At 43.0% G+C, this 23817-nt stretch carries 18 protein-coding genes; 8 read left to right on the top strand and 10 right to left on the bottom strand.

Features of this window, described 5'->3' with window-relative positions:
* Nucleotides 1–46: 46 nt before the first annotated feature.
* The 6 genes from AC2SLO_RS07135 to AC2SLO_RS07110 all read right to left on the bottom strand — a co-directional run bounded on the left by AC2SLO_RS07135 (nt 47) and on the right by AC2SLO_RS07110 (nt 9386).
* Nucleotides 47–1855, bottom strand: coding sequence for an IucA/IucC family protein (locus AC2SLO_RS07135; RefSeq protein ID WP_486541223.1), 1809 nt, complete (start codon nt 1853–1855; stop codon nt 47–49).
* Between the two features lie 4 nt (nt 1856–1859).
* Nucleotides 1860–3419 (bottom strand): pyridoxal phosphate-dependent decarboxylase family protein, encoded by a 1560-nt coding sequence (locus AC2SLO_RS07130; RefSeq protein WP_486541225.1) that lies wholly within the window; start codon nt 3417–3419, stop codon nt 1860–1862.
* A gap of 78 nt (nt 3420–3497) precedes the next feature.
* Entirely contained in the window at nt 3498–4847 is a 1350-nt protein-coding gene (locus AC2SLO_RS07125; RefSeq protein ID WP_486541227.1) for a diaminobutyrate--2-oxoglutarate transaminase family protein, read from the bottom strand.
* A gap of 592 nt (nt 4848–5439) precedes the next feature.
* Nucleotides 5440–7530, bottom strand: coding sequence for a Fe(3+)-hydroxamate ABC transporter permease FhuB (fhuB, locus tag AC2SLO_RS07120; protein ID WP_486541229.1), 2091 nt, complete (start codon nt 7528–7530; stop codon nt 5440–5442).
* Nucleotides 7517–8608, bottom strand: coding sequence for an ABC transporter substrate-binding protein (locus tag AC2SLO_RS07115; protein ID WP_486541231.1), 1092 nt, complete (start codon nt 8606–8608; stop codon nt 7517–7519). The genes fhuB and AC2SLO_RS07115 overlap by 14 nt, the downstream gene beginning before the upstream one ends.
* A 13-nt stretch (nt 8609–8621) precedes the next feature.
* Nucleotides 8622–9386, bottom strand: a complete 765-nt coding sequence (locus AC2SLO_RS07110) for an ABC transporter ATP-binding protein (protein WP_486541233.1) — start codon at nt 9384–9386, stop codon at nt 8622–8624.
* Nucleotides 9387–9610: 224 nt separating this feature from the next.
* Here AC2SLO_RS07110 and AC2SLO_RS07105 point away from each other — a divergent pair, with 224 nt between their 5' ends.
* A complete protein-coding gene (locus AC2SLO_RS07105) occupies nt 9611–10957 on the top strand; it encodes an SIP domain-containing protein (protein WP_486541235.1) in 1347 nt (448 codons plus the stop codon).
* A 100-nt stretch (nt 10958–11057) separates the two neighbouring features.
* On the opposite strand, the gene AC2SLO_RS07100 is transcribed toward AC2SLO_RS07105, so the two are convergent.
* The 4 genes from AC2SLO_RS07100 to AC2SLO_RS07085 form a co-directional block, all read right to left on the bottom strand.
* The gene (locus tag AC2SLO_RS07100) at nt 11058–11972 is read right to left on the bottom strand and encodes a lantibiotic ABC transporter permease (protein WP_486541237.1); all 915 of its coding nucleotides are present in this window, start codon (nt 11970–11972) and stop codon (nt 11058–11060) included.
* 602 nt (nt 11973–12574) lie between these two features.
* Nucleotides 12575–13102 (bottom strand): peroxiredoxin, encoded by a 528-nt coding sequence (locus AC2SLO_RS07095; protein WP_486541239.1) that lies wholly within the window; start codon nt 13100–13102, stop codon nt 12575–12577.
* A 315-nt stretch (nt 13103–13417) separates the two neighbouring features.
* Entirely contained in the window at nt 13418–14665 is a 1248-nt protein-coding gene (locus AC2SLO_RS07090) for an enoyl-CoA hydratase/isomerase family protein (RefSeq protein WP_486541241.1), read from the bottom strand.
* Between the two features lie 275 nt (nt 14666–14940).
* Nucleotides 14941–16611: a fatty acid--CoA ligase gene (locus AC2SLO_RS07085; protein WP_486541243.1), complete on the bottom strand. Its 1671-nt coding sequence runs from the start codon at nt 16609–16611 to the stop codon at nt 14941–14943.
* Between the two features lie 323 nt (nt 16612–16934).
* On the opposite strand from AC2SLO_RS07085, the gene xseA reads away from it, so the two are divergent.
* From xseA to AC2SLO_RS07050, 7 genes are all read left to right on the top strand, one after another.
* Nucleotides 16935–18482, top strand: a complete 1548-nt coding sequence (gene xseA, locus AC2SLO_RS07080) for an exodeoxyribonuclease VII large subunit (protein WP_486541245.1) — start codon at nt 16935–16937, stop codon at nt 18480–18482.
* Nucleotides 18483–18571: 89 nt separating this feature from the next.
* Nucleotides 18572–18844, top strand: a complete 273-nt coding sequence (gene xseB, locus AC2SLO_RS07075) for an exodeoxyribonuclease VII small subunit (protein WP_486541247.1) — start codon at nt 18572–18574, stop codon at nt 18842–18844.
* A 44-nt stretch (nt 18845–18888) separates the two neighbouring features.
* A complete protein-coding gene (locus AC2SLO_RS07070; RefSeq protein ID WP_486541249.1) occupies nt 18889–20088 on the top strand; it encodes a glycerate kinase in 1200 nt (399 codons plus the stop codon).
* 219 nt (nt 20089–20307) lie between these two features.
* Complete coding sequence (locus AC2SLO_RS07065; RefSeq protein ID WP_486541251.1) at nt 20308–20520, top strand: hypothetical protein; 213 nt, start codon at nt 20308–20310, stop codon at nt 20518–20520.
* 199 nt (nt 20521–20719) lie between these two features.
* Nucleotides 20720–22486 (top strand): gamma-glutamyltransferase, encoded by a 1767-nt coding sequence (ggt, locus tag AC2SLO_RS07060; protein ID WP_486541411.1) that lies wholly within the window; start codon nt 20720–20722, stop codon nt 22484–22486.
* A 110-nt stretch (nt 22487–22596) separates the two neighbouring features.
* The gene (locus AC2SLO_RS07055) at nt 22597–22815 is read left to right on the top strand and encodes a hypothetical protein (RefSeq protein WP_486541253.1); all 219 of its coding nucleotides are present in this window, start codon (nt 22597–22599) and stop codon (nt 22813–22815) included.
* Nucleotides 22816–22926: 111 nt separating this feature from the next.
* On the top strand, nt 22927–23805 hold the full coding sequence (locus tag AC2SLO_RS07050) for a prolipoprotein diacylglyceryl transferase (RefSeq protein ID WP_486541255.1): 879 nt from the start codon (nt 22927–22929) through the stop codon (nt 23803–23805).
* Nucleotides 23806–23817: the final 12 nt, after the last annotated feature.

Genomic DNA, 23817 nt, shown 5'->3' with positions numbered 1-23817 from the left:
ACCCCACATTTATTATTTTATGAACGTTATTTATAATCTAGTTACTTTAGCTGGCCACTAATGGGTTCGGGATATCAACATAAACTGACTGTGTTTCTACAGGTGCCGTTAATTCATCTAACGCATATAACCGTGTCAATAAATTTCCCTTGAAAGGTAAAGTAGGACTACGTAATAGCAAGTCAAACAATGAGCGATGTGGATACTGCTGTTCAAGTGTCATCAGACATTGCTTGAATTGCTCCAAAAGCATATCTTCACTTACCAAGCCTGTACGGGCAATAGCAGTAATTAAACCAAAGATACTATTACCGACTAAATAATAGACCACTCGTGAATCTGCAAAATCTTCAGGAATCACACACTCCGCTTCACTGATAAGTTGCGGATTGGCATCAACCAAGGCCCCCGCATACTCAGCAATATAACCAAAGCCCTGATTGTCACGTGCCCAAAACTTAGTGGGATAACCGTCTTTTAATTCAATTAGACTATTTTGCTGATGCACCTCAAAACCTATGCCTTGCTCATAATACATCTGAATAAGTGGCACAAAACCAACCTGTAAATAAGTATCAAACCACTGGCGTGCAATTTGTGGTAGAGGCTCATTGGTGCGCTTATGAATACCTTTAAATAAAGTGGCAAAGCGGTTGGTCAGACGCATTGGATGGTCTTGGCTCAAGCTTGCTAAATTAGTAACAGAGGACTTAGCGTCAAAAGGATTGTCACGTAAAATACAGATGGTTTCATTGACAATAGAGCCATCTATAGTTAGAGCAATCCAAGCAGGATCATTGAGCACCTCTATACTGGGGTATTGAGTTTTTAATTGTTTACCATAATCGCTACGCCATATACGGCAAGCGTGCATTCCTCGGTAGCATTCTTTAGGTAAGTTAATACGCACTGAATTGGTAATAGCAACCGACAACGACACTTTAAACATCCAAGGTGCCTTAAAGGCAGCCAACGTACGTACTGATGTGGTTGGGTGTAAATACCATCCCATCTCACCCATATCAAACAATTCGCCATGCTCAAGCAAACGCTGATACCACTCTTCTTGTTGCAAAAATCTTGCCTGCCATGGATGTAAAGGTAATAGCTTATAATGGGGATATTGCTCAAGTAACGCATGCTGATAAGGACTCATACTATTAGCGTCACTAGTCATATTATCAATAAGCTTCGCTTTTAATGCCTCACTTATACTATCCCCATCGACAAAATCTTCAGCAATATACTTTGGATCTACCAACCAGTAATGTAGCTGAGTTCGGCTTTGTGTCTCTGGTGCATATTTTGCCCACTCTTTATCATAGAACCCCGCCCTGCCCTTGGGCGTTGGGTGCATAGCATGACCATAGATTAGGTTTTGCTCTGTTTCTATAAAATCCAAATCCTCTTCCACAATGTCATCAATCTCATCGCTACGATGTGCCAGAATAGTTTGTAGTCCCTCATAACTCTCAAGCCAGCGTTTCATCACTCCATTGCCGTCAAGTGTACTGCCATCCCTAGCCGTTTCTTTGTTTTGACGATAAGTTAAGTCTTCAATAATTAAAGCGGCAAGGCTGGCAGGTGCCAATTTCTCCCACGAGCTTTGTTTTAAAATAGAAGGGGTGTCTGCTAGGCGGTGTTGACCCAACTGACTTACATTATCTAAGGCAACTGCCATAGTGATGTTGAGAGGTTCAAGTATGAACACTAAAATAGGCTTGCCCTGACCCAGTTGTTTTTGCTGTGTCGTTTGTTGCGGGCTATCAATCACTTTGCCTAGTTGTGTTTCAAACGCATACGCATTAATTAGGTTTTGAAGTACTAATCTATCGAGTGTTTTTTGTTGAATCATCTCTTTATCCTTCAGATTTTTTTAAATTGTTTTTATCAGTATTGTTTTCATTAATAATCACTTGCCCGATTGTGCTGATATCATCCAAAATATTTTTGATATCCGATACCTTTGTTTCAGGATTTAAAATCGTAAACTTAAGGCAAAATTGCTGTTTATATTCAGTCGTCGCGATATTAGCCTGATTATTAATCAGTAACTGCTGAGCGATTTTTCTATTTAACACCGTTAATACATCCCTTGATGGCTGTTTATCTGTAGCTGCTATGGGCTGTAGTTTTAATGAGTTAACATGACTTAATTCTATTTGATGCGGAAAATAATAGAACAGGACGCTACTGATTAAAGGTTTTTGAACCAGAACAAAATCTGGATGCATTTCAATCACATCAGCTGCTTGCTGAGCAGTATCAATACACTGATCAATAAGCCTGCCATAACCATCCGTCCCTAACAAATCTAGGGCCAGCCAAAGTTTTAAAGCATCAAACCGACGTGTGGTTTGCAATGAATAGGTCACCAAATTAGGGATATTGTCTTGATCATCATCGCTTGGATTTAAATAATCACTGTGTTGACGGATACTTTTAAAATGATGTTTGTCTTTTAACAGAAATGCGCCACAGCTTATTGGTAAGAAAAAGTGTTTGTGAAAATCAAGAGTGATTGAATCTGCTTGATCAATGCCTTCAATCCAATCTTGATATCGTTGTGACAAAAGCAATGCCCCACCCCATGCCGCATCAACATGTAACCAAATATCATGTTGCTGGCAAAGACCTGCTATAGTTGGCAAAGGGTCTATTGCCCCTGCATCTGTTGTCCCTGCCGTTGCTACAATAGCTATGATGTTGCCAGCACCATACCTCTGAATTTTTGAATTTAGATCTTCAATATCCATTACCCCCTTTTCATCAGTGGCAATGGTTTTTACCGAATTTCTTCCCAGCCCTAATAAGTTGGCATTTTTGGCAATTGAAAAGTGAGCTTGGTCTGAACATAAAATAAATGCTGGTGTTTGCCCAGTAAGACCGTCTCGCTGAATATCAATACCTTGCTTTTGATAAAAGCAATTGCGTGCCAATAGTAACCCCATCAAATTACTCTGAGTGCCCCCACTGGTAAATACTCCACCAAACTCATTATCCTTCTCAGTTCCTGCTTGAGCCTGAAAACCACATAACTGACATAACCAGTCAATAAGTTTTTGCTCAATATAAGTAGCCGCCGGACTTTGATTCCATGAATCCATACTTTGGTTGGTGGCTGAAATAATAAGCTCAGCAATTTGACCAACAACCAAAGTCGGTGGATGCAAATGCGCCAGACAATGGGTATGAGATGTTGCGACACAATTAGGAAGCAGTTGCTGTTCTATATCTTCAAATATTGCCTGCATATCACGTCCTTGGGATGTGATATTTAAATTAAGTGCGTCTTTTAATTGTCCACAATCCCCTCCTAAATATAGGTTGTTTTTATCCAGCCATTGCTTAATCAAACGACCAGCTTGCTGGATATCGGCAAGGTATTGTGCACTGCTTTTATGGGTTAAAATTTGCAAAACATTCCTCATTATCGGCTATAGGGCTGTCACGACTATATAAGTGTTGAAATAAGATATTATTCTCGATGCCCATTTTTAGCGGGTATCTTTTAGGGCCTTCTGTAATTTTTGTAAAACCTGGTTTAACTCAGATTCCGTAATATTCAATGGGGGTAGAAAACGAAGCACTGACCCCATACGTCCACCTTTTTCAATGACTAAACCTTGCTTGAAGCAAGCTTGCTGAATTTTTGCAGCCATCTCTCCATCTGCAGGATGACTACCATCAGCTTGTTCTTGTGATTGTGGATTAACAATCTCCATTCCAATCATCAACCCTTTACCCCGCACATCACCAATACGTGGCTCACTTTGTTGTAGCTGTTGTAATTGGGTCATAAACCAATCACCCATTGACGCCGCTTGCCCTGCCATATCGTTATCTTTTAAATAGTTCAAGGTAGCAAGCCCTGTAGCCATCGCTAATTGATTGCCTCTAAAGGTTCCAGAGTGATTACCTGCCTGCCATTTGTCATATTGTTTCTTGATGCCCAATACGGCTAATGGCAATCCACCACCAATTGCTTTTGACATCACAATCATATCGGGATCAATATCTGCATGCTGATAGGCAAACCAACGTCCTGTGCGGCAGAATCCTGTTTGCACTTCATCTATAATTAACAAGATATCAAGCTCTTTAGTAACTTTACGGACGTGTTTTAACCATTCAATAGGCGCTGGATTTACGCCGCCTTCCCCTTGTATTACCTCTAAAATCACTGCTGCTGGCTTCGTAACCCCACTTTCAACGTCGGTCAAAAAGTTTTCAAAATACGCCATATGGGCATCCAAGCTTTGCTGTTGAGGCAATCCAAATGCACTGCGGTAAGTATTGGGATAAGGTAAAAACTGTACCTGCCCCATCAATCCTTCCACCCCTTGCTTGGGATTAAGATTGCCTGTGACCGCCAGTGCCCCATGTGTCATACCGTGATACCCCCCGCTAAAGCTAATAATGCCTGAGCGTCCTGTTACTTTTTTAGCAAGCTTAAGTGCCGCTTCTACTGCATCAGCTCCTGTAGGACCACAAAACTGCAAGCGATACTCTGCGTCATCAGTCGCCAAAAGCTTATACACAAACTCGCTAAACTCATCTTTTAGGGGTGTGGTGATATCTAAAGTATGCATAGGCATATCACTGTCTAATAACTGCTTGATACTTTCAGTTACTACAGGATGGTTGTGCCCCAATGCCAATGTTCCCGCACCCGACAAACAATCAATATATTTATTACCTTCAACATCTGTAATCCATGCACCTTTCGCAGACGCAATAGCAAAGGGCAATTTACGAGGGTAGCTTAGTACCTCAGATTCAAATTGATGCTGACGATGTAGATAACTTTGGTTGTTTCTTTTTTTTGCTGATAAAGACAGATACATAATGAATCCCATATGGTTTTAGCAAATTATGGTTTTGATAACTTTGGCTCGAATGAACTTATGGATAAGTCAGTCATACGCTTTTTTTATGAAAATAAAATCTTCTTAACATTAGGGCGTGTCCTCAATTCGTACGATTACATTTAAATGAGCTAAAAATAGCTAAATCTTGTCATACTGCGATTTATCTTATTTTTATCACCATTTTCAAAATGAGGACGCGCCCTAATCAAAAAAGGATATTTATGATGTTACTCATAAACATCCTTTTTATTGTAATGATAATCATTATCAATTGTTGAATGTATTTTCACTTACATTGCATCTGCTGTCAACCAAAGATTGGATTATTTTTTTAGAAAAGTAAAGAGAGTTAATCTCTACTAACTTATTGATATTAAATAACTAATTATTATAGTAAGCGTCAGGAAAGAAAACCAAATTAAACTCATTTTAGGCCAAATGGGAGCGCCCATTTACTTGGATAAAATCTGAGACTGTCAGCGACCGCAGGCTTCTTATTGGCAAAACTGCGGCCGCTGCGTGCTGTCTTATTAACACGGTCAGTTAGGCTTTGGGTGAGCTATTGTCATTATGAGTGTACCGTACTGCGGCGAATGAGCCATATAAAGTAAAGCCCGCCTATAATGGCGGCAATAGTGCCCGCCGGTAACTCATAAGGGAAGATAATATAACGGCCTATCCAGTCGGCCAGCACCATCACCCCTGCACCCAATAAGGCTGCTAATGGCAACTGTTTTTCAAGTTGAACAGCGCCCAAAGAGGTCGCTAAATGCGGCACCATTAGTCCAATAAAGCTCAGTGGACCTACCGCCAAAGTACTGACTGTACTAAGCGCAGCAACCACAATTAATAGTGCCAACCTATAAGCGCTCACCTTAACGCCTAAGCTACGGGCAACCGGATCGCCTAGCCCCAATATGCGTAAAGGCTTAATCAGGAACATACTGAGCGTTACAAGAATCGCAGCAGATACAATCAAATACCAGACAGTCTCTGGACTGGCGCTATAGGTCGTGCCAGATAACCAACTGAGCATGGCTTCAAGCCTTGGGTCACCAGAGAGTTTTACCATGCTCATGACGCCATCCATCATAGCGGCAATTCCGATACCGACCAGTAATAAATAAGCAGGCGTGACTTTACGTGCCAGCCAAATAATGAGCAGCAACACTAACATCGCCCCTGCTAATCCCGAACCGACCAAACTCAGGGCACCTGCTTTGACACCCAACATAGGCAATAATAAAAACCCAGTAATCACGCCCAAAGCCGCACCTGAGCTAATACCTAGCACCTCAGGGCTGGCCATTGGGTTTCGAGTCAACGTTTGTAATAAGACCCCTGCTGTCGCTAACATCACGCCAGTAGCAGCAGCACTGAAGGTACGCGGCAATCGGTATTGACTGGTTAACGCCCAATCGGTACTTAATGTAATACCTGAGATGTCTTTTACCCATATGCTGACAACCGCAATCAGCAGCAGCAATCCCACTATCCAAAGATGCCAGCTAATTGCTTTACGCTGCGGGCTTAGCATAGGGGTAATCGGCGCCACACCCTGACGTCTTTGACGTAAAATAAGCCAAATAATCAGTGGTGCGCCTAAAATACCGGTGATAGAACCTGCCGGTATCGGCATACCAAGCACAGGCTCTAAAAGCAGCCCTACATTACTGGTGAGCCAAAGTAATAAAGCACCGAATCCAAAGGCTGCGATCAATCTACGCCCAATATGAGCAATACCTAATGCATTAACCAAACTGGCAGCAGCCAGACCAATAAATCCAATCAAGCCCACTTCACTAATGACCAGCGCCGTCACGATAGCAGCGATGCCAATCACCACCAAGCGCAAAGCATTAATAGGCACTCCCAGCCGCTTCGCTTGCATATCATCAAGACTCATCAGCGTTAATGGCTTTAATAAAGGCACGCTAAGAGCCAGTAATACGGCGGTTGTAATTGCCAGTTTCACACTGGTATGCCAGTTATTCTGAGTCAAAAACCCTGCTGCCCAAGACAACACACCCACACTGCGCTCGGTAAAAAACAGCACCAAGGTACTGGCCATAGAGGCCAATAAAATATTGACCACTAGACCGGCTAATACTAATATCAGCGGATTAAACCGACTCGGTGCCGACAAGCTAAAGACCAAGGCTAAGCTAAATAAAGCACCAACAAAGGCAATCCAAACACCACCATAAATGGCCAAGCTTGGCACAAACAAGGTAGCGACCAATAAGGCTAATTGAGCGCCTGTACCAATGGCCAAGGTGGTATCAGAGGCAAGTGGGTTTTTTACCAGTTGCTGTAATAGCACACTGACCACACCCAGCAGACCCCCTGCCAATAAAGCCACGACACTGGTTGCAACCAGTTTTAACTGTATTGCCATGTCCGCAACATCAAGCGAAAAGCTTGGTTTGAACAGATCCATTAAGGGCTGTGACCACAGTGTGTTGATTAAGACAGCACTACTAGCACCAATGCCAAGCAGCAATAACAATAACAATGCCCAAGCCCGCCAATGCTTAACCTCCACTGCTGATGACAAAGATGAGGCGGTAAGCGTGGTATCTGCCACTGCTTGTGTTTGAGACGATTGAGACTTTTTATGAGTAGTTTCTGGGGTAGGTTGACGGTTATTTGATGTCATGCGCGCGGCCTCCAACTAAAGTTGCTGAGGCAAGATTCTCTGCCAAGCTTGTGAGTGATGCCATACCACCATAAATCCATATCGGCGGCAAAATAGTCATACAGCGACTATTGGCAGAGGTACTAGGATTGACACCATACCCCAAACGCTGCCAAACCAAACTGTCTTGGATTTGTTGCTGCGTTATTGGATTAAGCGGCCTAATTATCAACAAACACACATCAGAATCAAGCTGGGTGAGATCCCCCATTTGGATGGGCACAAACCCCCAACTATTGCCTTTATCCAGCGCCACCAACTGAAGATCCATTTGATTGAGCACCGCATTAAATAAGCTATTGTTTGAATACATCCTCATATTATTGGCATCAACAAACTGAACGACAGCAAACTTTTTGACCGCAGGATATCGCTGCTGTAGTTGCTTTGCTGCCTGCTCAATACGCCGCTGACTCTCATCGATATAATGCTCTGCTTGTGCTGGATTATTAATCAGCGTGCCAAGCTCACGAGTCGGCGCTGCATAATTAGACCACTGAGCAGTGTCATCTTGACTGGCAAACATTACCGACTGAGCTGGGACGTCCCCATATACCCCACGTGAGTGCTCATAAAAAAAGTTATCTATGATTAAATCGACAGGCAACTGCGCTGCAAGCTCAGCATTTGGTAGGTAGCGTATACCTAAATCATGCACAGAATCTGGTAGTTTAGGTTCAGCGACCCATTGATCCCAGACCCGGATATCTCCAGTCGCAATGGGTGGGTAACCCATGGCTGTCAGCGTTGCTGCTACGCCCCAATCGGGTGACACCACATTAAGCTTAGCAGCATCTGTCCTAACTGAAGCGGCATGCGATTCCGCTTGTTCTGGGGCCGGATCCGCCCTACTATCGGTTTGAGCGCAGCCTGCTAATGCTAAAGCAGCACAGCCAAATGTGAGCAGCTGTTTAATAGCGGTGTATTTGGTAGTGATAAGGGAGGGTAATCTAGCTTTAGTGAGACCGTAAGTAAAGGTAGTTGGCGTATCTGGAGCAGCTTTATTAGGGGTAGAGGGCCTGTTATGAGAAAAATACATAGGGACTTTCATACTACACCACTGCCACAGGTTGACCATTAACTGGATGGGTTAATAGCTGCATATCCACATTAAAGATATCTTTTAGCACGTGGGGCTGCATGATATTGACCACTGTATCATCGTGGCATATATGACCTGCTTTGAGTGCGATGATACGATCCGCATATTGAGCAGCAAGATTAATATCATGCACAATCATAACCACACCTAAGCCTTGTGCATTCACCAGATCTCTGATCAGCGCCATCACCTCTACCTGATAGCGAATATCCAATGCCGCCAGTGGCTCATCCAATAATAAATACTGTGTATCTTGAGCCAAACACATCGCTAACCATACCCGTGCCCGCTCACCGCCTGATAAGGTAGAGACAATACGATCAGCAAAGGGACTAACTTGAGTTAAGCGCATCGCTTCATTGACTTTGTCACGGTCTGTTTTGCTAGGTTTTTGCAGCCACTTTTGATGCGGATAGCGCCCTAACATCACAAGCTCACTGACAGTAAAAGAGGCGGCATCAGGCAATTGCTGCGGCAAATAAGCCAGCTTTTTTGCTAAATCCTTATTCCCATAAGCACTAAGCGGCATATCATCCAAACTTAATGACCCTGCACTAGGTGACATCTCACCGGCCAACGCTTTAATTAAAGTGGTTTTTCCCGACCCATTATGTCCAACTAATGTCACCAATTGATTGGGAACAATCTGACAATGAATATCGTCTAATAAGGTATTGCCTTGCCGAGTAATAGAAAGCTGTTGGGCTTGTAACATAGAATTGCCGTATATAAAATAAAGTGAGCAGAAATAAAGCGATACGAGATATATTCATCTAATCGATGTATTATACATTATGAATGATAATAAAAACAATTCTCATTATTATGGAGTCCCTAGTACTGAGCTCTATAGTAATGCTCTATAGTAATGATAATCATTATCTATTATAATTAACCAAATAACAGACGACTCCACACACACGCTTATCGAGAGATTGTATGTCCAAAACCATCAATTCCCCAAGCACACTTTCAGATGTTCATCATCACTCACTGACGCCTATTAATCATCCCGAAGCACAGCATATCCTCAATCATATTAATGAAGAGCATACTGAAGATTTGTCTGACTTAATACGTGTGTTCCATCAGCTACAACCATCACAGCTGCAAGACGCTCAGATAGAGTTGATTCAAATCTATCAGCAAGGATTTGATATTCAGGCACAGCTAGCCACCGATACCTCAGCAAAGCTTTGTTATTTTATTGCCTTTGACTCCCCTATCGAGCGCATAGAGGAGTTACAGCTACAATTTTTGCTGCTTAAACAAAAAGCAGATAAACGAATTGGCAAACAGACCATCAAACTAACCGATAAGTACTTTGAGGTAAAAGAGCGCTATTATGTGACTAAGAATATGCTGCGCTTGGTCATACGCCCATTATCACAACCTCTTGAAAACAAGCAGCAGGACGAGCAGCATGATGACCCTCACCATCAGCCACAGCTAGTAGATACGGTGCCAATTCAAGAGGCTGGGTATGCCTACTTATTTGATTTAGCGACTTTTGACCCTGTTTCATTTGAACCGGTAACTAACCGCACTATTACTGCGAATACCGATACTGTAGATATTGAGCATTCGGCAGTCACATCCGACCAGTCTGCAACCACAAAAGACACTGCGAATAAAAAAGCTAAAGTTCGCCAACACTGTTATTACACCTTGCGTAAGGCATACCAAAACGAGAGCGACTCTAGTAAATCATTGGCATGGATTGATATTTTTATTCATGGTGATACGCCAGGCGGAAACTGGGCGATGGGACTACAAGCAGGAGACATCATCAAAACCAAACGTGAGATCCCAGAGAAACTGACTCATCTGGGTGTGCTTGATAGTGGCACAAACACCCTTTCAACAACTGATGCAAAAGTCAGTGACGATAACGTGCCAACGCGCTGTCTATTGATTGCTGATGAAACCTCAATACCCACAGTAGCGAGATTATTAGAGCTTTGGGCACATCCCACACCGCCGCTGATTATTTGTACTACGCAAGACCCGGCAGATCAAGATTACCTTGAGCAAGCTGACCTCAGCGACACTCTAACCGCTAGACCTATTATCTTGCCACTTAAGACGAATGAGGAGGATTTTGAGACATTGGCTAGACGTATTGACGCCTATTTGGCAGATTATTTAAATGAAAACCCCACACATATACACCGAGTATGGGGTGCTCTTGAAGCCAGCACCACCAAGCAGTTACGCCGACTATTACAGTCAAGATTGGGGCTGACACGCTCAGAGGTAGTTATTAAGGTTTATTGGCGCCGCTAGAGCGAATGTATGCTCACCTAAGTGACCAAATGAAATCATCAAGCACATGGTACGCAGTATTAAAGAACAACATGACATCAGCCTCTACCCTACTACTCCCTTACTTGAGGCGATGGCGCTTGACCATATACTTGCCCAATAACGGCAAACAAAACGCAGGTAACTGATACGCACCCAATAGTGGTAAAAACAATGCACCCATGAACGGAACAGTGATGGTATAAGCAAGCAATACATTACGACCACCGCACACTACTGCCGCCACAATGGCGTTTTCATAGCCAAAACGTCGATAGACAAAATAGGCACTAAAATAGAAGAACAGTGCCAAAACCGAGCTTAACATCAATAATGACAGCGCCTCCCAAGGATTGTTATCAAATGTCTGACGAAACCCTGCCATGAGACCTAGTGGAAATAAAAGCAGCAGCAAAATATTAAACTGAGCTATTTTTGGATAATAGCGCGCCAAAGTAGCTGGTGCAATAAGACGGCGTGCCACTACTGCAAGCAGTATAGGCATTACGATATATATCACCAAGCGCTTGAAGTAAGTTACCAGATCCAAATGGGCGTCTGTATCACCCAATAGCCATAGCACTGCCAGTAAGGTAACCGGCATCACCAAAGTAGCAGCAATGGTTTTAGCCATAGCTAATAGCGCATCAAAGCCCACCGCATTAACCAGCGCACCACTCCCAAACAAAGGCGCAGTGGCCGCTAACCCTGCTATGACCAGTAGCAAATCACCATGTACACCGATCAGATAAGCAATAGAGACTAATAATAGAGTCAAGCCAGCACTTTGCAGTACAGCAAAAACCCAAACATAACGGCTAATGATACGCTTCAATAATGCGCCTTGATCGATACCTAGTAAGGTAAAAAACATTAAAAAGAACAGTACTTCTGGCAAATAAGCCAAGACCCTATTGGATAGTTCAGGTGAGATAAAGCCCACGACAGCACACAGTGGCATAATTAGGGTGCTATGACATGCAATAAAACGAAGCATGGGCCTTTACTTCCTCTAAAAAAACAGCTTAATATTATATCAAACATCGTGAGTTATATTAGACATCGTTAGTATTAGACGTTGATAATTAAATTGTTACGTATTTTTGAGTATAAACACGGTTTAGCTTAGGGCGTGTGGAACATTCGCAAATTAGCACTGCTGATATCTAAAATTGTTTCAGACTAGGCGTAAACCGTAGTTAATGTCTAGACCTTGACTAGGTTTGCAACAACGTCTGGGGCGATTTTAGCATCAGCCTCACTCGAGCACAGCTCTCGCCTTGCGAACGGGCAAAGCAGTGCTTTGCTTAATCCGTTCTCAGGGGCGGGACTCTTTTTTACCAAAATATTGCGAAATTGTCTAACTTAGAATGACTAAGCGTCAAAAATTTCACTGCATATTGACTAAAAAATAGTCGCCGCCAGTGCCATGGTCGAATGTTCCACACGCCCTAAACTTTTTTGCAATAATTGTCCTAAAACCATCCATCATAAAAAAACTGCACCGCTCTCATATGAAAGCGATGCAGTTTGCAGAATTATTAAAACAATCAGTATTAAAACTTAATGGCTAAGCCATTTAAGCACTTATTAGCCTCATTACTTCTGACTTTTTAGATACTCTAATATAGTATCAGCATCAGACACTTCGAACGGATCGGTTGGGCAGTTGTCGCCGTAACCTGGCTCAACAAACATTTTCTTGATTTCTTTGTTATCGACAACCATCGAATAACGCCATGAGCGCATGCCAAAGCCTAGGTTGCTCTTATCAACTAACATACCCATTTTACGAGTGAACTCGCCATTGCCGTCAGGTAGTAAGAATACTTTTTCACGGCCTTGTTTTAGTCCCCACTGATACATAACGAACGCATCGTTTACTGATACACAAACCACTTCGTCCACGCCTAGCGCTTTGAACTCATCATAAAGCTCTTCGTAGCGGGGTAAATGGCTGGTTGAACAGGTTGGGGTGAATGCGCCAGGTAATGAGAATACCACTACTTTTTTATTAGCAAATAGCTCATCTGTGGTTAAGTCATACCATTTGAATGGGTTTTCTCCACCGATAGACTCATCACGAACACGGGTTTTAAAGGTGACGTCAGGGACATGAGTAATCATTATTATCTCCAAATTAAATTATTGTGTTTTTGTTCTCGAACCTCTTAGATTATATATTAACAGTTATACCAATCGTTGTTCAAACCTTTAACGACGACACCTTTAAGATATCAGATTTCTAATCACTTCGACGGAATGCTTAGTAGCTTTTTGGTTAGTATAAAATACAAAACCATATCTTTTGACCAAACTTTATTTGCAACGTCGTTTCTGCTAGATATTCAGTAAATATTGTTTAAATTTAACCATTCGATTCACAACAAAAAAGAGAATAGTAAATTTACTATTCCCTTTTTCAACCAACAAGTATTAGACCTACTCTAAATCTTCGAAGTGTCCTCGAATATACGCCTGCCCTTCACTATCTAAACATTCATCGAGCGTTCGGCTCCACTGTGGGTTTCGATCTTTATCAATTAATAACGCACGCACCCCTTCACTGAAATCAGGATAGATCACACAATGCAGTGCCACATTGGCCTCTAATGCCATGACCTCTGATAGTGATAAATTATGCGCACGCTGATACATCTCATAAGTAATTGCTTTGGTTACGGGACAGCCGTAACGGTAATTACCGACTGCTGCTTTAAACCAATCGCTATCGGCGCATTTAGGGAAAAATTTCTCAAGCTCACTGTCTGATTGCAAAATAGCATCAATTTTATCTAGGCCACCATAATTCATTAGCCGCTGAATTGAGGGCATAAACTTTGCGACATTGCTTGGTGCAAACTCGATGCTTTTGCTAGATTCGATGCTAAATTTATTTAGAGTATTTGTGGCAACATTATGCAGCTTAGCTCTTAGATTTTTTATATTCTTCTCAGCAAGCGCACTACTCCAGTCAGCTTCGCACAAACAGCGTAGCATGACATCAAAATCTTGGCTGCTGGCTTTAAAGTCAGCCAAGTTACACAGTAAAGCATCATTAGCATTGGCATCCGCACCGGTTAATCCCATAAACAAACCGGTCTTGGCTGGGAATCTTTGTAAAAACCAGCTGCCTGTCGCATCAGGGAACAGCCCAATATTCACCTCTGGCATGGCAGCGCGGGTAGTCTCAGTCACAATACGGTGGCTACTGCTGCTCAGTATGCCCATACCGCCGCCCATCACAATACCACTACCCCAAATGATAATTGGCTTATAATACTCATGCATTTGGGTATCAAGATGGTACTCATTGGCAAAGAAGGCCACTGCTTCAGGCGGTGCAATGCCCTCACCGTCCCATTGCTGGCGTGCTTGATACAATTGGCGAATATCGCCGCCCGCACATAAGGCACGCTCGCCTGCCCCGCGCACTACAACTGCAACCAAATCTTGCTTATTCTCCCATAACGCCAGTTGCTCACTCATCAGCTGACACATCTGGGTGGTCAGCGCATTCAATGATTTTTCACGGTTTAGAGTAATCAGACCTATCTGTAAGTCATCTTTAATAGGAATCAGCTCAAACAATACTTCCTGCTCTGTGATAGATGCAGATGACTGCGATGACACCGCGATATCAGTAGCCTCTTTGCCCTTGGCTACTGAACTTTTGTTATTAGTTTGCATGTGAATATTTGCCCCAGTTTAAATAGCTTTATTTGTATTAAAGGATAAAACTGATGATTGTTTGAATAAATTTACGACTTAATAATGAGGTTATTTAACTTCTCATAACCTCTCTGAATGTGATAACTGCCCATTATCAGACACATTTTTAATAGGGGGCTATACTAGCATATTGGCTTTTATACAAAAAGCCGCAGCATCACTACCACGGCTTATAAATATTACTCAAGGGTTCAAACATCAGCTTAATAAAGCCAGTTGAATTTAAAAAAACCTTAAATAGTCGTTTGACCCGCGAACATCTCACGCATCAGCTTTTTATCATGCTTACCGACCGATGTTTTAGGTAAATCATCAACAATCTTATACTGCTCTGGCACACCATACTTAGGAATCATGCCTTTTTCAGCAGCTTTTTCGGCAATGGCTTTGATATCCTCAACCGTCACATCCTGACAGTTAGGCTTCAACACAATTGCCGCCAGTGGACGCTCGCCCCACTTCTCATTACGTACACCAATCACTGCCACATCAGCGACTGCAGGATGCAAGGATAAAATGGTCTCAATCTCTAAGGAAGATATCCATTCACCACCCGACTTAATCACATCTTTTAGACGGTCGGTGATTTTTAACGTGCCATCTTCGGTCATAAACGCAATATCTTCAGTATGCATATAGCTGCCGACCCATAGCTCATCACCGGCATCGGCATTTTTGAAGTAGCTTTGAGTGAGCCAAGGCGCACGTAACACAAGCTCGCCGGTTTGCTTACCGTCTTGTGGCAGAGCATTACCGTCGCCATCCCAAATTTTGGCTTCTACCATAATCACAGGCTTACCAGTCAAGCTGCGGCGTTTGGCATCTTCCTCAAGGCTCAGCTCTGGATCATCTGATCTAAATTCAGTCAAACTTATCAGCGGTGCAGTCTCTGACATGCCATAACCAGTATAAACCTCGATACCTGCCGATAACGCCGTTTGTGCCAAGCCCTCAGATAAGCGTGACCCACCAATAATCATCTTTAGACCATTAAAGCGCTTGCCTTCTGCATCAGCTTGCTTAAGTAGCATCTGCAAAATCGTCGGTACACAGTGAGTAATACTCACCTTTTCGGTTTCAATTAGCTTAAGCATCACATCAGGCGCATAACGACCCGGATAAACCTGCTTCATACCGAGCATGGTTGCGGTATAAGGAAAACCCCACGCCAGCACATGGAACATCGGCGTCATCGGCATATACACATCACCAAGTACTAAGCCTTGCTTCTGTGGCAATACACCCAAAGTTGCCGCTTCTGCTAATGCATGCAACACCAACTGACGGTGACTAAAGAAAACACCTTTTGGATTACCTGTGGTACCAGATGTATAAAAAGTAGTCGCGATGGTATTTTCATCAAAGTCTTGAAACTCAAACTCATCACTGGCATCGGCAAGCAGCGCTTCATATTCACCAAGCAAACGCTCCTGATTGATACCAAACACCCCCTCACTGCTGGTGCCATTGTCATCAAGCCAAATGATATGCTCAATAGATGAGTTCTCAAACTGATAATCCTTCACCATCGGCGCAAACTCAGAGTTTAGCAGTAACACTTTCGGCTTGGCATGGTTGATGGTGTACAGCACTTTCTCTGGGGACAATCGAATATTAACGGTCTGTAGCACATACTGCGACATCGGAATCGCAAAGTAAGATTCCAAAAAGCGGTGACTGTCCCAGTCCATAACCGCAATCACGTCGCCTTTCTCAAGATTTAGACCATCCAATACATTTGCAAGCTTCGCAATACGCGTAAACAGCTCGCTATAGGTCATGCGTTTTTTATCCGCATAAACAATTTCTTCATTCTGAGAGGTGACTTTTGAGCGGTTTAATAACTGCTTAATGGTAAGAGGGAAGTTATAGGCTTGCGGGGCGGCGTTATAGTTATTTATCATTTTAAAGTCCTTTTTTGAGGAGTATATAATCGGTTGTTGTCATACATCCACTGTAATACATTCAGGCTTTTATTTCTATAACAGACTGAAAAAGCAGATGAAATTTATTGCAAAGTTTACCATTAGGCTACCTATTTTTGACGCGCTTCATCACTTCTAACATAGAATAACTATCCCTTTCTCACTTCAAATATAATCAATTGATAATGGCAACTTACCACAACCAAAAGTTGAGATTGATGTCATACTGGCTATAATACCCTTCTGCTTACTAAACAAGCATAATAATTATAAAATCCACCTCTCTGATACAGACTGATACTATGCCTAAGCCAGACTTATCTCGCCTCGACTCTCTCCCATCAGCTGACACAGGCTTTGATGCCGAAAAATTTGACAGCGATGAGCTAATTGATCCTGTAGCCGATGAGTTAGAAAACACCGTACTCAGACTCAGCGATTATCTGGCAGCGGTTGAGCTGGTGGTCAAAGAAACTTTTAGCCACAGCGTTTGGGTTAAAGCGGAGATTCGTAACTTGTCCAGCAAGGGCGGGCATTATTACTTTGAACTGGCCGAAAAAGACGACGATGGCAAAGTTATCGCCAGTTGCCGAGGTAACTTATGGCGATTTAAAGCGGCACGTGTATTGGCTAAGTTTGAACGTGCTACTGGTATGGCGTTAGAGCGTGACGTTACTGTTCTACTTAATGTAACAGCAAACTTCCATCCGCTCTACGGGTTTTCATTAACCATTAATGACATTGATCCCAGTTATACCTTAGGTGACTTGGCTCGCCAATATGCAGCCATGTTGGAACGACTTAGCGCTGAAGGCCTACTCAGCTTAAACAAGCAAGTGCCTACCCCATTTGATATTGAGCATGTGTTGGTTATTGCGCCCGAAAAGGCTGCTGGACTTGGCGACTTCCGAGCCGATGCCGATACGCTGCAGCGCACCGGTGCTTGTCACTTCCACTATCATTATGCCACATTCCAAGGCAATCATGCGCCCAAAGAGATACGTCACGCCATTACCAAAGGCATGCTCACCTTTAAAAAAGAATACGATTGCCTGCCCGATGTCATGGTGATTATTCGTGGCGGCGGTGCAGTTGGCGACCTAGCCTATCTGAACGATTATGAATTAGCTGCTTTGGTTGCCGAACAGCCTATTCCTGTATGGGTTGGTATCGGTCATGAACGTGACAGTGTCATTTTAGATGAGATTGCGCATACCAGTTTTGACACGCCATCAAAGGTGATTGCCGGTATCGTTAATCACCTTGCCAGCCTGATGCAGCGTACTCAAGGCTATGCTGATGCCATTCAGCGTATTAGCCAACAACAGTTAACTCATGCGGCTATAAGTACCGAGCGTCAATTCTCATCCATCCAAAGTCTAAGCACCCATAACCTGCAGCGTTGGCAACATCTAAGTGACCGCCATTTTCATAGCATTGAGCAACATGCCAAGTTTCAATTGCGTGAAGCAAGCATGACAACCGAATCCAACTTGCAGCGTATTCAGCAAATGAGCTATAGCCACTTATCACGTGCCAGTACTTCGATTGATGCACTGCATCAAACCACCAAAGAAAGCAGTCGTAAGCTGCTTTCTGATGCCGCCCAACAAGTGCGTTATTATCAGCAAGTGGTCTTAATTCAAAACCCTGCCCGCCTGCTTGACCAAGGTTATGCCTTTGTTCAAAACTCAGAAGATAAATACCTAAACTCAGTCGCTAGCGTTGAAAAAGGTGACTTTATTAAAGTGGCCATGAGCGACGGTGAGTTAAATGCAGTGGTTTATGCTGTCAATAAATATCCAGATGCGGATACGGATACGGATTCTACCGAAACTGACCAGAGTTAAACCCAAGCTACAATCTGCTTCACTTTTATATTGATTTTTAATCTACCCTCTCAAAACATATTAACTTTTATCATTATAAGGATTCTATTATGGCCACACGTACTCGTAAAAAAGCGACCCCAAAAACATTCAAAGACGCCTATCAAATTCTAAAAACCAATGCCGAAGAATTACAAAACTCAAATGAGCCCGACATCGACAACCTGATGAATACAGTTGAGCAGTCCATCGCCGCTTATAAAGTATGTCAAGCACGTATTGAAGCGGTACAACAAGCGCTTGATGCCGCTTTTGACGAAGAGGTTGTAGAAGATGAGCCTAGTCAGGATGATGCGACTGAAACTGAGAGTTCAGCTGAGTAATCTGACTTGCTGTTATAGATAAACCTGTAAAGCTAAGGCGCTTAATGAATATTCTAATCGCACCAGACTCATTTAAAGAAAGCCTAGACGCTATTGATGTCTGTAACGCTATTAAAGAAGGCTTTAGCCAGGTTTATCCTAATGCAGAATATCACTTATTGCCACTGGCTGACGGCGGAGAAGGTACTTCAAGTGTCTTATCCTATGTATTAGACGGCGAGTGGCAACAACTTAAAGTGCATGACCCTTTGATGCGGCCCATCACTGCCAAATACTTTTTAACTGATGATGGTATGGCGATTATTGAAGTCGCTGAAGCATGCGGATTGCACTTATTAACACCAAGTGAGCGCAATCCATTGATTACGACCACTTACGGTGTCGGTGAAATGATAGCGAATGCCATTGGCAAAGGCGCCACGCAACTGCTTATTGGGCTTGGTGGTAGTGCGACCAACGATGCAGGTATTGGCATGTTACAAGCGTTAGGGGTCAAAATATCTGGCGCTAATGGCAATCTGTTAAGTGCAGGCGGTGCAAATCTTATTGATATTCACACTATCGACCTCTCAAGTTTAAAAGACTTACTGTCTACTGCTAAAATTACGGTGGCTTGTGATGTGACCAGTCCACTGTGTGGCCCTACTGGCGCAAGTCATGTGTTTGGTCCGCAAAAAGGCGCCTCTTCTGATGACGTGCTCCATTTGGATAAAGCGCTGGCTCATTTTGCGTCTGTGACAGAATCTGTTGCTGTTAGTTCAACTGGCGCTCACAACATCAACGCAAACTGTGACAAGGTTGAGGGCGCAGGTGCAGCAGGTGGCTTAGGTTTTGCATTTATGGCTTACTGCCAAGCCGAATTAAAATCAGGATTTGATACGATTGCTGAAGCTATTCAACTAGACCAGCACTTAGCGAATGCTGACTTAGTCATTACCGGTGAAGGTAAACTTGATGCTCAAACTGCTATGGGTAAAGTCGCCAGTGGTGTAGCATTTCGAGCCAAAGCTATTGACCCGAGCCTGCCTGTTATGGCTATTTGTGGAAGCGTTGATCGTAACTTGAGTGCTCAAAACCACACCGAAAGCCCAGTTTTTGATAACGCACCATTTGACGTTGTTCTACCTAGTATTCAAAAGCTTGATAAATTAGAAAATATACTGGCAGGCGCTTACTCTAATGTGGCGCAAACGGCTTATCAGCTGGCCACTTGCTTGAAGCTAGGACAACACTTTAATCGCTGAAATAATTTAAAATTCACATAAATACATAGGATAACTCTGAAACTTAAGAAGCCTAAACTTTTATTATCCACCTTATTAGTAACAACTGTTACCGTCACTGGCTATAACTTTACACATATAGGCTGCTGCTAACTTAGGTAATGTAGATGTAAAAAAATTACCATCAGCTGCTTATCTTCACCATCGTTAACAATACAACCTCATCACAAGCCCATTCTAATGCTACAGTTATTACTGACATCAATATCTTTGAAAAAGGGTCTAAACGGATTGATGCAGGATGCCAAAGCATTTAATGGTAACACTCAGTCTATTTACCAGTCCTTTAATTATTCAATCGATAAAGCCAGAAGCGATATGACAGAGCCTCTTGAACGTGTACTAAATGCTAAAGATGCGACCCAATATCCAGAGCTTGCACATGATATCTAGATATTATGTATTGTTGAAATTGATTGAGAACAAGGAATCAACAAGCAAAATCAAGACTATGATTAATAAACCAGCCACTCAACAAGCAGGCCACTCAACAAGGAAGTGAGAAAACAAAATGACTATTAATAAAGCAAATTCAAAAATCCATCCTCACAAGAGACTTATCATCACAACTTTAATCAGTTTAAGCTTGGGGATGACCACGCTGGCCAGTGCTGAAGTAAAGCCATTAGAGATATCTGAAACCAAAACTTATAAAGCGCTCAGCACATCGGAGCAACAGGCGATGACGCAAGGTCAATCTTCAGCAGACGTTGCCATATTTTCACCAGATGCTATTCATCATCCATTATGGGCCAAAAATGGCATGGTAGCCGCGCAAGAAGCTTTGGCCTCAGAAGTTGGCCTGCAAATCTTAAAAGACGGTGGTAATGCAGTCGATGCTGCAGTTGCTGTCGGCTTCGCTTTAGCAGTCACGCTACCACGTGCTGGTAACATTGGTGGGGGCGGCTTTATGATGATTTATGATGCCAAAACAGGTAAAACGGTTGCTCTAGATTATCGTGAAAAAGCCCCTGTTAAAGCCTATAAAGATATGTATTTAGGGGCAGATGGTGAAGCAGATTCAGAGCTTTCACGCTTCCATGGCTTGGCCGTTGGTGTACCAGGCACAGTCGCAGGTTTGGTCACCGCTCTTGAGCAGTTTGGTACGATGCCGCTTGACAAAGTGATGGCGCCATCGATAGATTTGGCCGAAAACGGTATCGAAGTGACGCCGGGGCTTGCTGATTCATTAAATGCATTAGAAGATAGACTCAAAAAATGGCCAAGCAGTGCTAAGATTTTCTTTAAGCCTGATGGCAGCGCTTACGAGGTTGGTGAGCGTTTTCATCAGCCTGAGCTTGCCGAATCTTTAAAGCGCATTGCGACACAAGGCGCAACTGGATTCTATCAAGGTAAAACCGCTCAGCAAATCGTGAAAGCTGTTAATGACGCAGGCGGTATCATGAGTATGCAAGATTTTGCAGATTACAAAGCTGTAATGCGTGACCCTGTTCGCGGTACCTATCGTGGCTATGAGATTGCTTCAATGCCGCCGCCGTCCTCTGGTGGCGCTCATATCGTACAGATTCTCAATATATTAGAAGGCTACCCGCTTAAAGATTACGGCCACAATAGCGCCCAAACCATTCACCTTATGTCAGAGGCGATGCAGTTAGCTTATGCCGACCGTGCAGAGTATTTAGGTGATGCAGACTTTGTGGATGTGCCTTTGACTGGCATTACATCTAAGGCGTATGCACAGCAATTAAGGTCTAAAATCAATCCTGATAAAGCCACACCAGCAAGCCAACTCAAACCTAACAATCCAATGCCGTATGAAAGTGAAGAAACCACTCACTTCTCCATCGTCGATAAAGACGGTAATGCGGTTGCCAACACCTATACTTTAAACTTCTCTTACGGCACGGGCTTGGTCGCTGAAGGCACAGGTATTCTGCTAAATAACGAGATGGATGACTTCTCGGCTAAGCCGGGTACTGCTAATGCTTATGGGTTATTAGGTAATGAAGCCAATGCCGTTGCCGCTAGTAAGCGCCCTTTATCGTCAATGAGTCCAACGATTGTATTCAAAAACAGTCAGCCATACATTGTTACGGGCAGTCCAGGTGGTAGCCGTATTATTACCACAGTGACTCAGGTGATCTCAAACGTCATCGACCACGATATGAATATCGCTGAAGCCACTCATGCACCGCGTATCCATGATCAGTGGATGCCTGATGAAATTCGTATTGAAAAAGCCTTAAATGTAGATACAATCAATAAACTCAAATCGATGGGACATACCATCACACCAAAATCTACAATGGGTTCTACTCAATCGATTATGGTGACGCCTGAGGGCAAATATGGCTCGACAGATCCTAGACGTGTTGATTCAGCAGTCGTTGGTTATTGATAATATGGTTCATTAAAGCGCCTATGCGTTTAACATAACTGTCATTGAGAAGGGTCTGTTATTATCACTAAAATACGTTAATATAACCCTATTGTTAATAGGGAGTAAATATGAGTGATATTATCTCTTTTTTAATCGTTGGGTTAATGGGGCTTGCACAGATACTATTGCTAGTGGCTATTGTGTTTGCTCTCATAGGTTATGTTAGTAAGCAAAAAACTGAACAGACCAAATATTATGAGAAAGCAGCCAAATTCTTGCTCGCCTATACATTATTTGGTGTGGTCGGGCTGGGCAGTTGCTTCGGTCTAATCTTGTTAAGTGGTTAAAACCTGACATGCCCATAAATTAAGTCATTATCAGTAATCACTCTATTTGAACCAAACTAATGATTCATTAATTTTGACTGGCCAATTGACACTATTAAACTGGATAGCTGCATGGTATTTGCCTATACGCCTTTATCGCCACAGACTGCTCACATACTGCATTTTATATTTGAGTGGCTTGCTTTATTGGTCGGTGTGCAGAGCTATCGTCTCATAAAAAAGCATCAAGTAAATAAAAGTCAGGCCAAACAGCAAGTCCTACCCGCATCGCACAGCACCCCTACTACTCAGTCCGCCATTATTCAAAAAATCGATACTCAACAAGCTAACGTCCAACATGCTAGCCTACTGTCTAAAGGCAATTTTGCGGTCGCCTTAGGCTGTATTTTAGGTGCTGCAGTCGGCAATAAGCTATTATTCTTAATCGAAGTACCACAAGCTTGGGCGCAATTTGGCTGGTTATCATTAGCGCTCGGTCAGACTATTGTCGGCGGCATGATGGGTGGTCTAATTGGTATTGAGATTGCCAAAAAACTGGCAGGCATCAAACATTCGACAGGGGATTTATTTATCATCCCCTTTTGTTTAGGTTTAATCGTCGGCCGAATAGGTTGTTTTTTGGCAGGACTTAATGACGGTACTTTTGGCGTAGCCACTGGCCTACCGTGGGGAATAGATTTCGGTGATGGCATATTGCGCCATCCCACACAGGTTTATGACATGCTATGGGCTGTGACCATGCTGCTCTTTTTTTACATGACCTACCCCAAATTAAAACCTGTCAGCGGGCTTAGCTTTAAGTTATTGTTTGTCAGTTATATGCTATGGCGCTTATTCATAGATGGCTTCAAACCTGTGCCCTACGCTTATTGGCTCGGCCTATCTGGCATTCAGTGGGCGTGTATACTAGCGCTAATTGTCTATAGCCCTTGGGTTATTAGAGATATCAGAAAGCTATATGCTTATTATCATCATCCATTAATCGCTTAACCCAGTTATTTT

The sequence above is a fragment of the Psychrobacter sp. CX14 genome (genome assembly GCF_057396205.2).
This window is presented reverse-complemented; position numbering and strand designations above follow the sequence as displayed.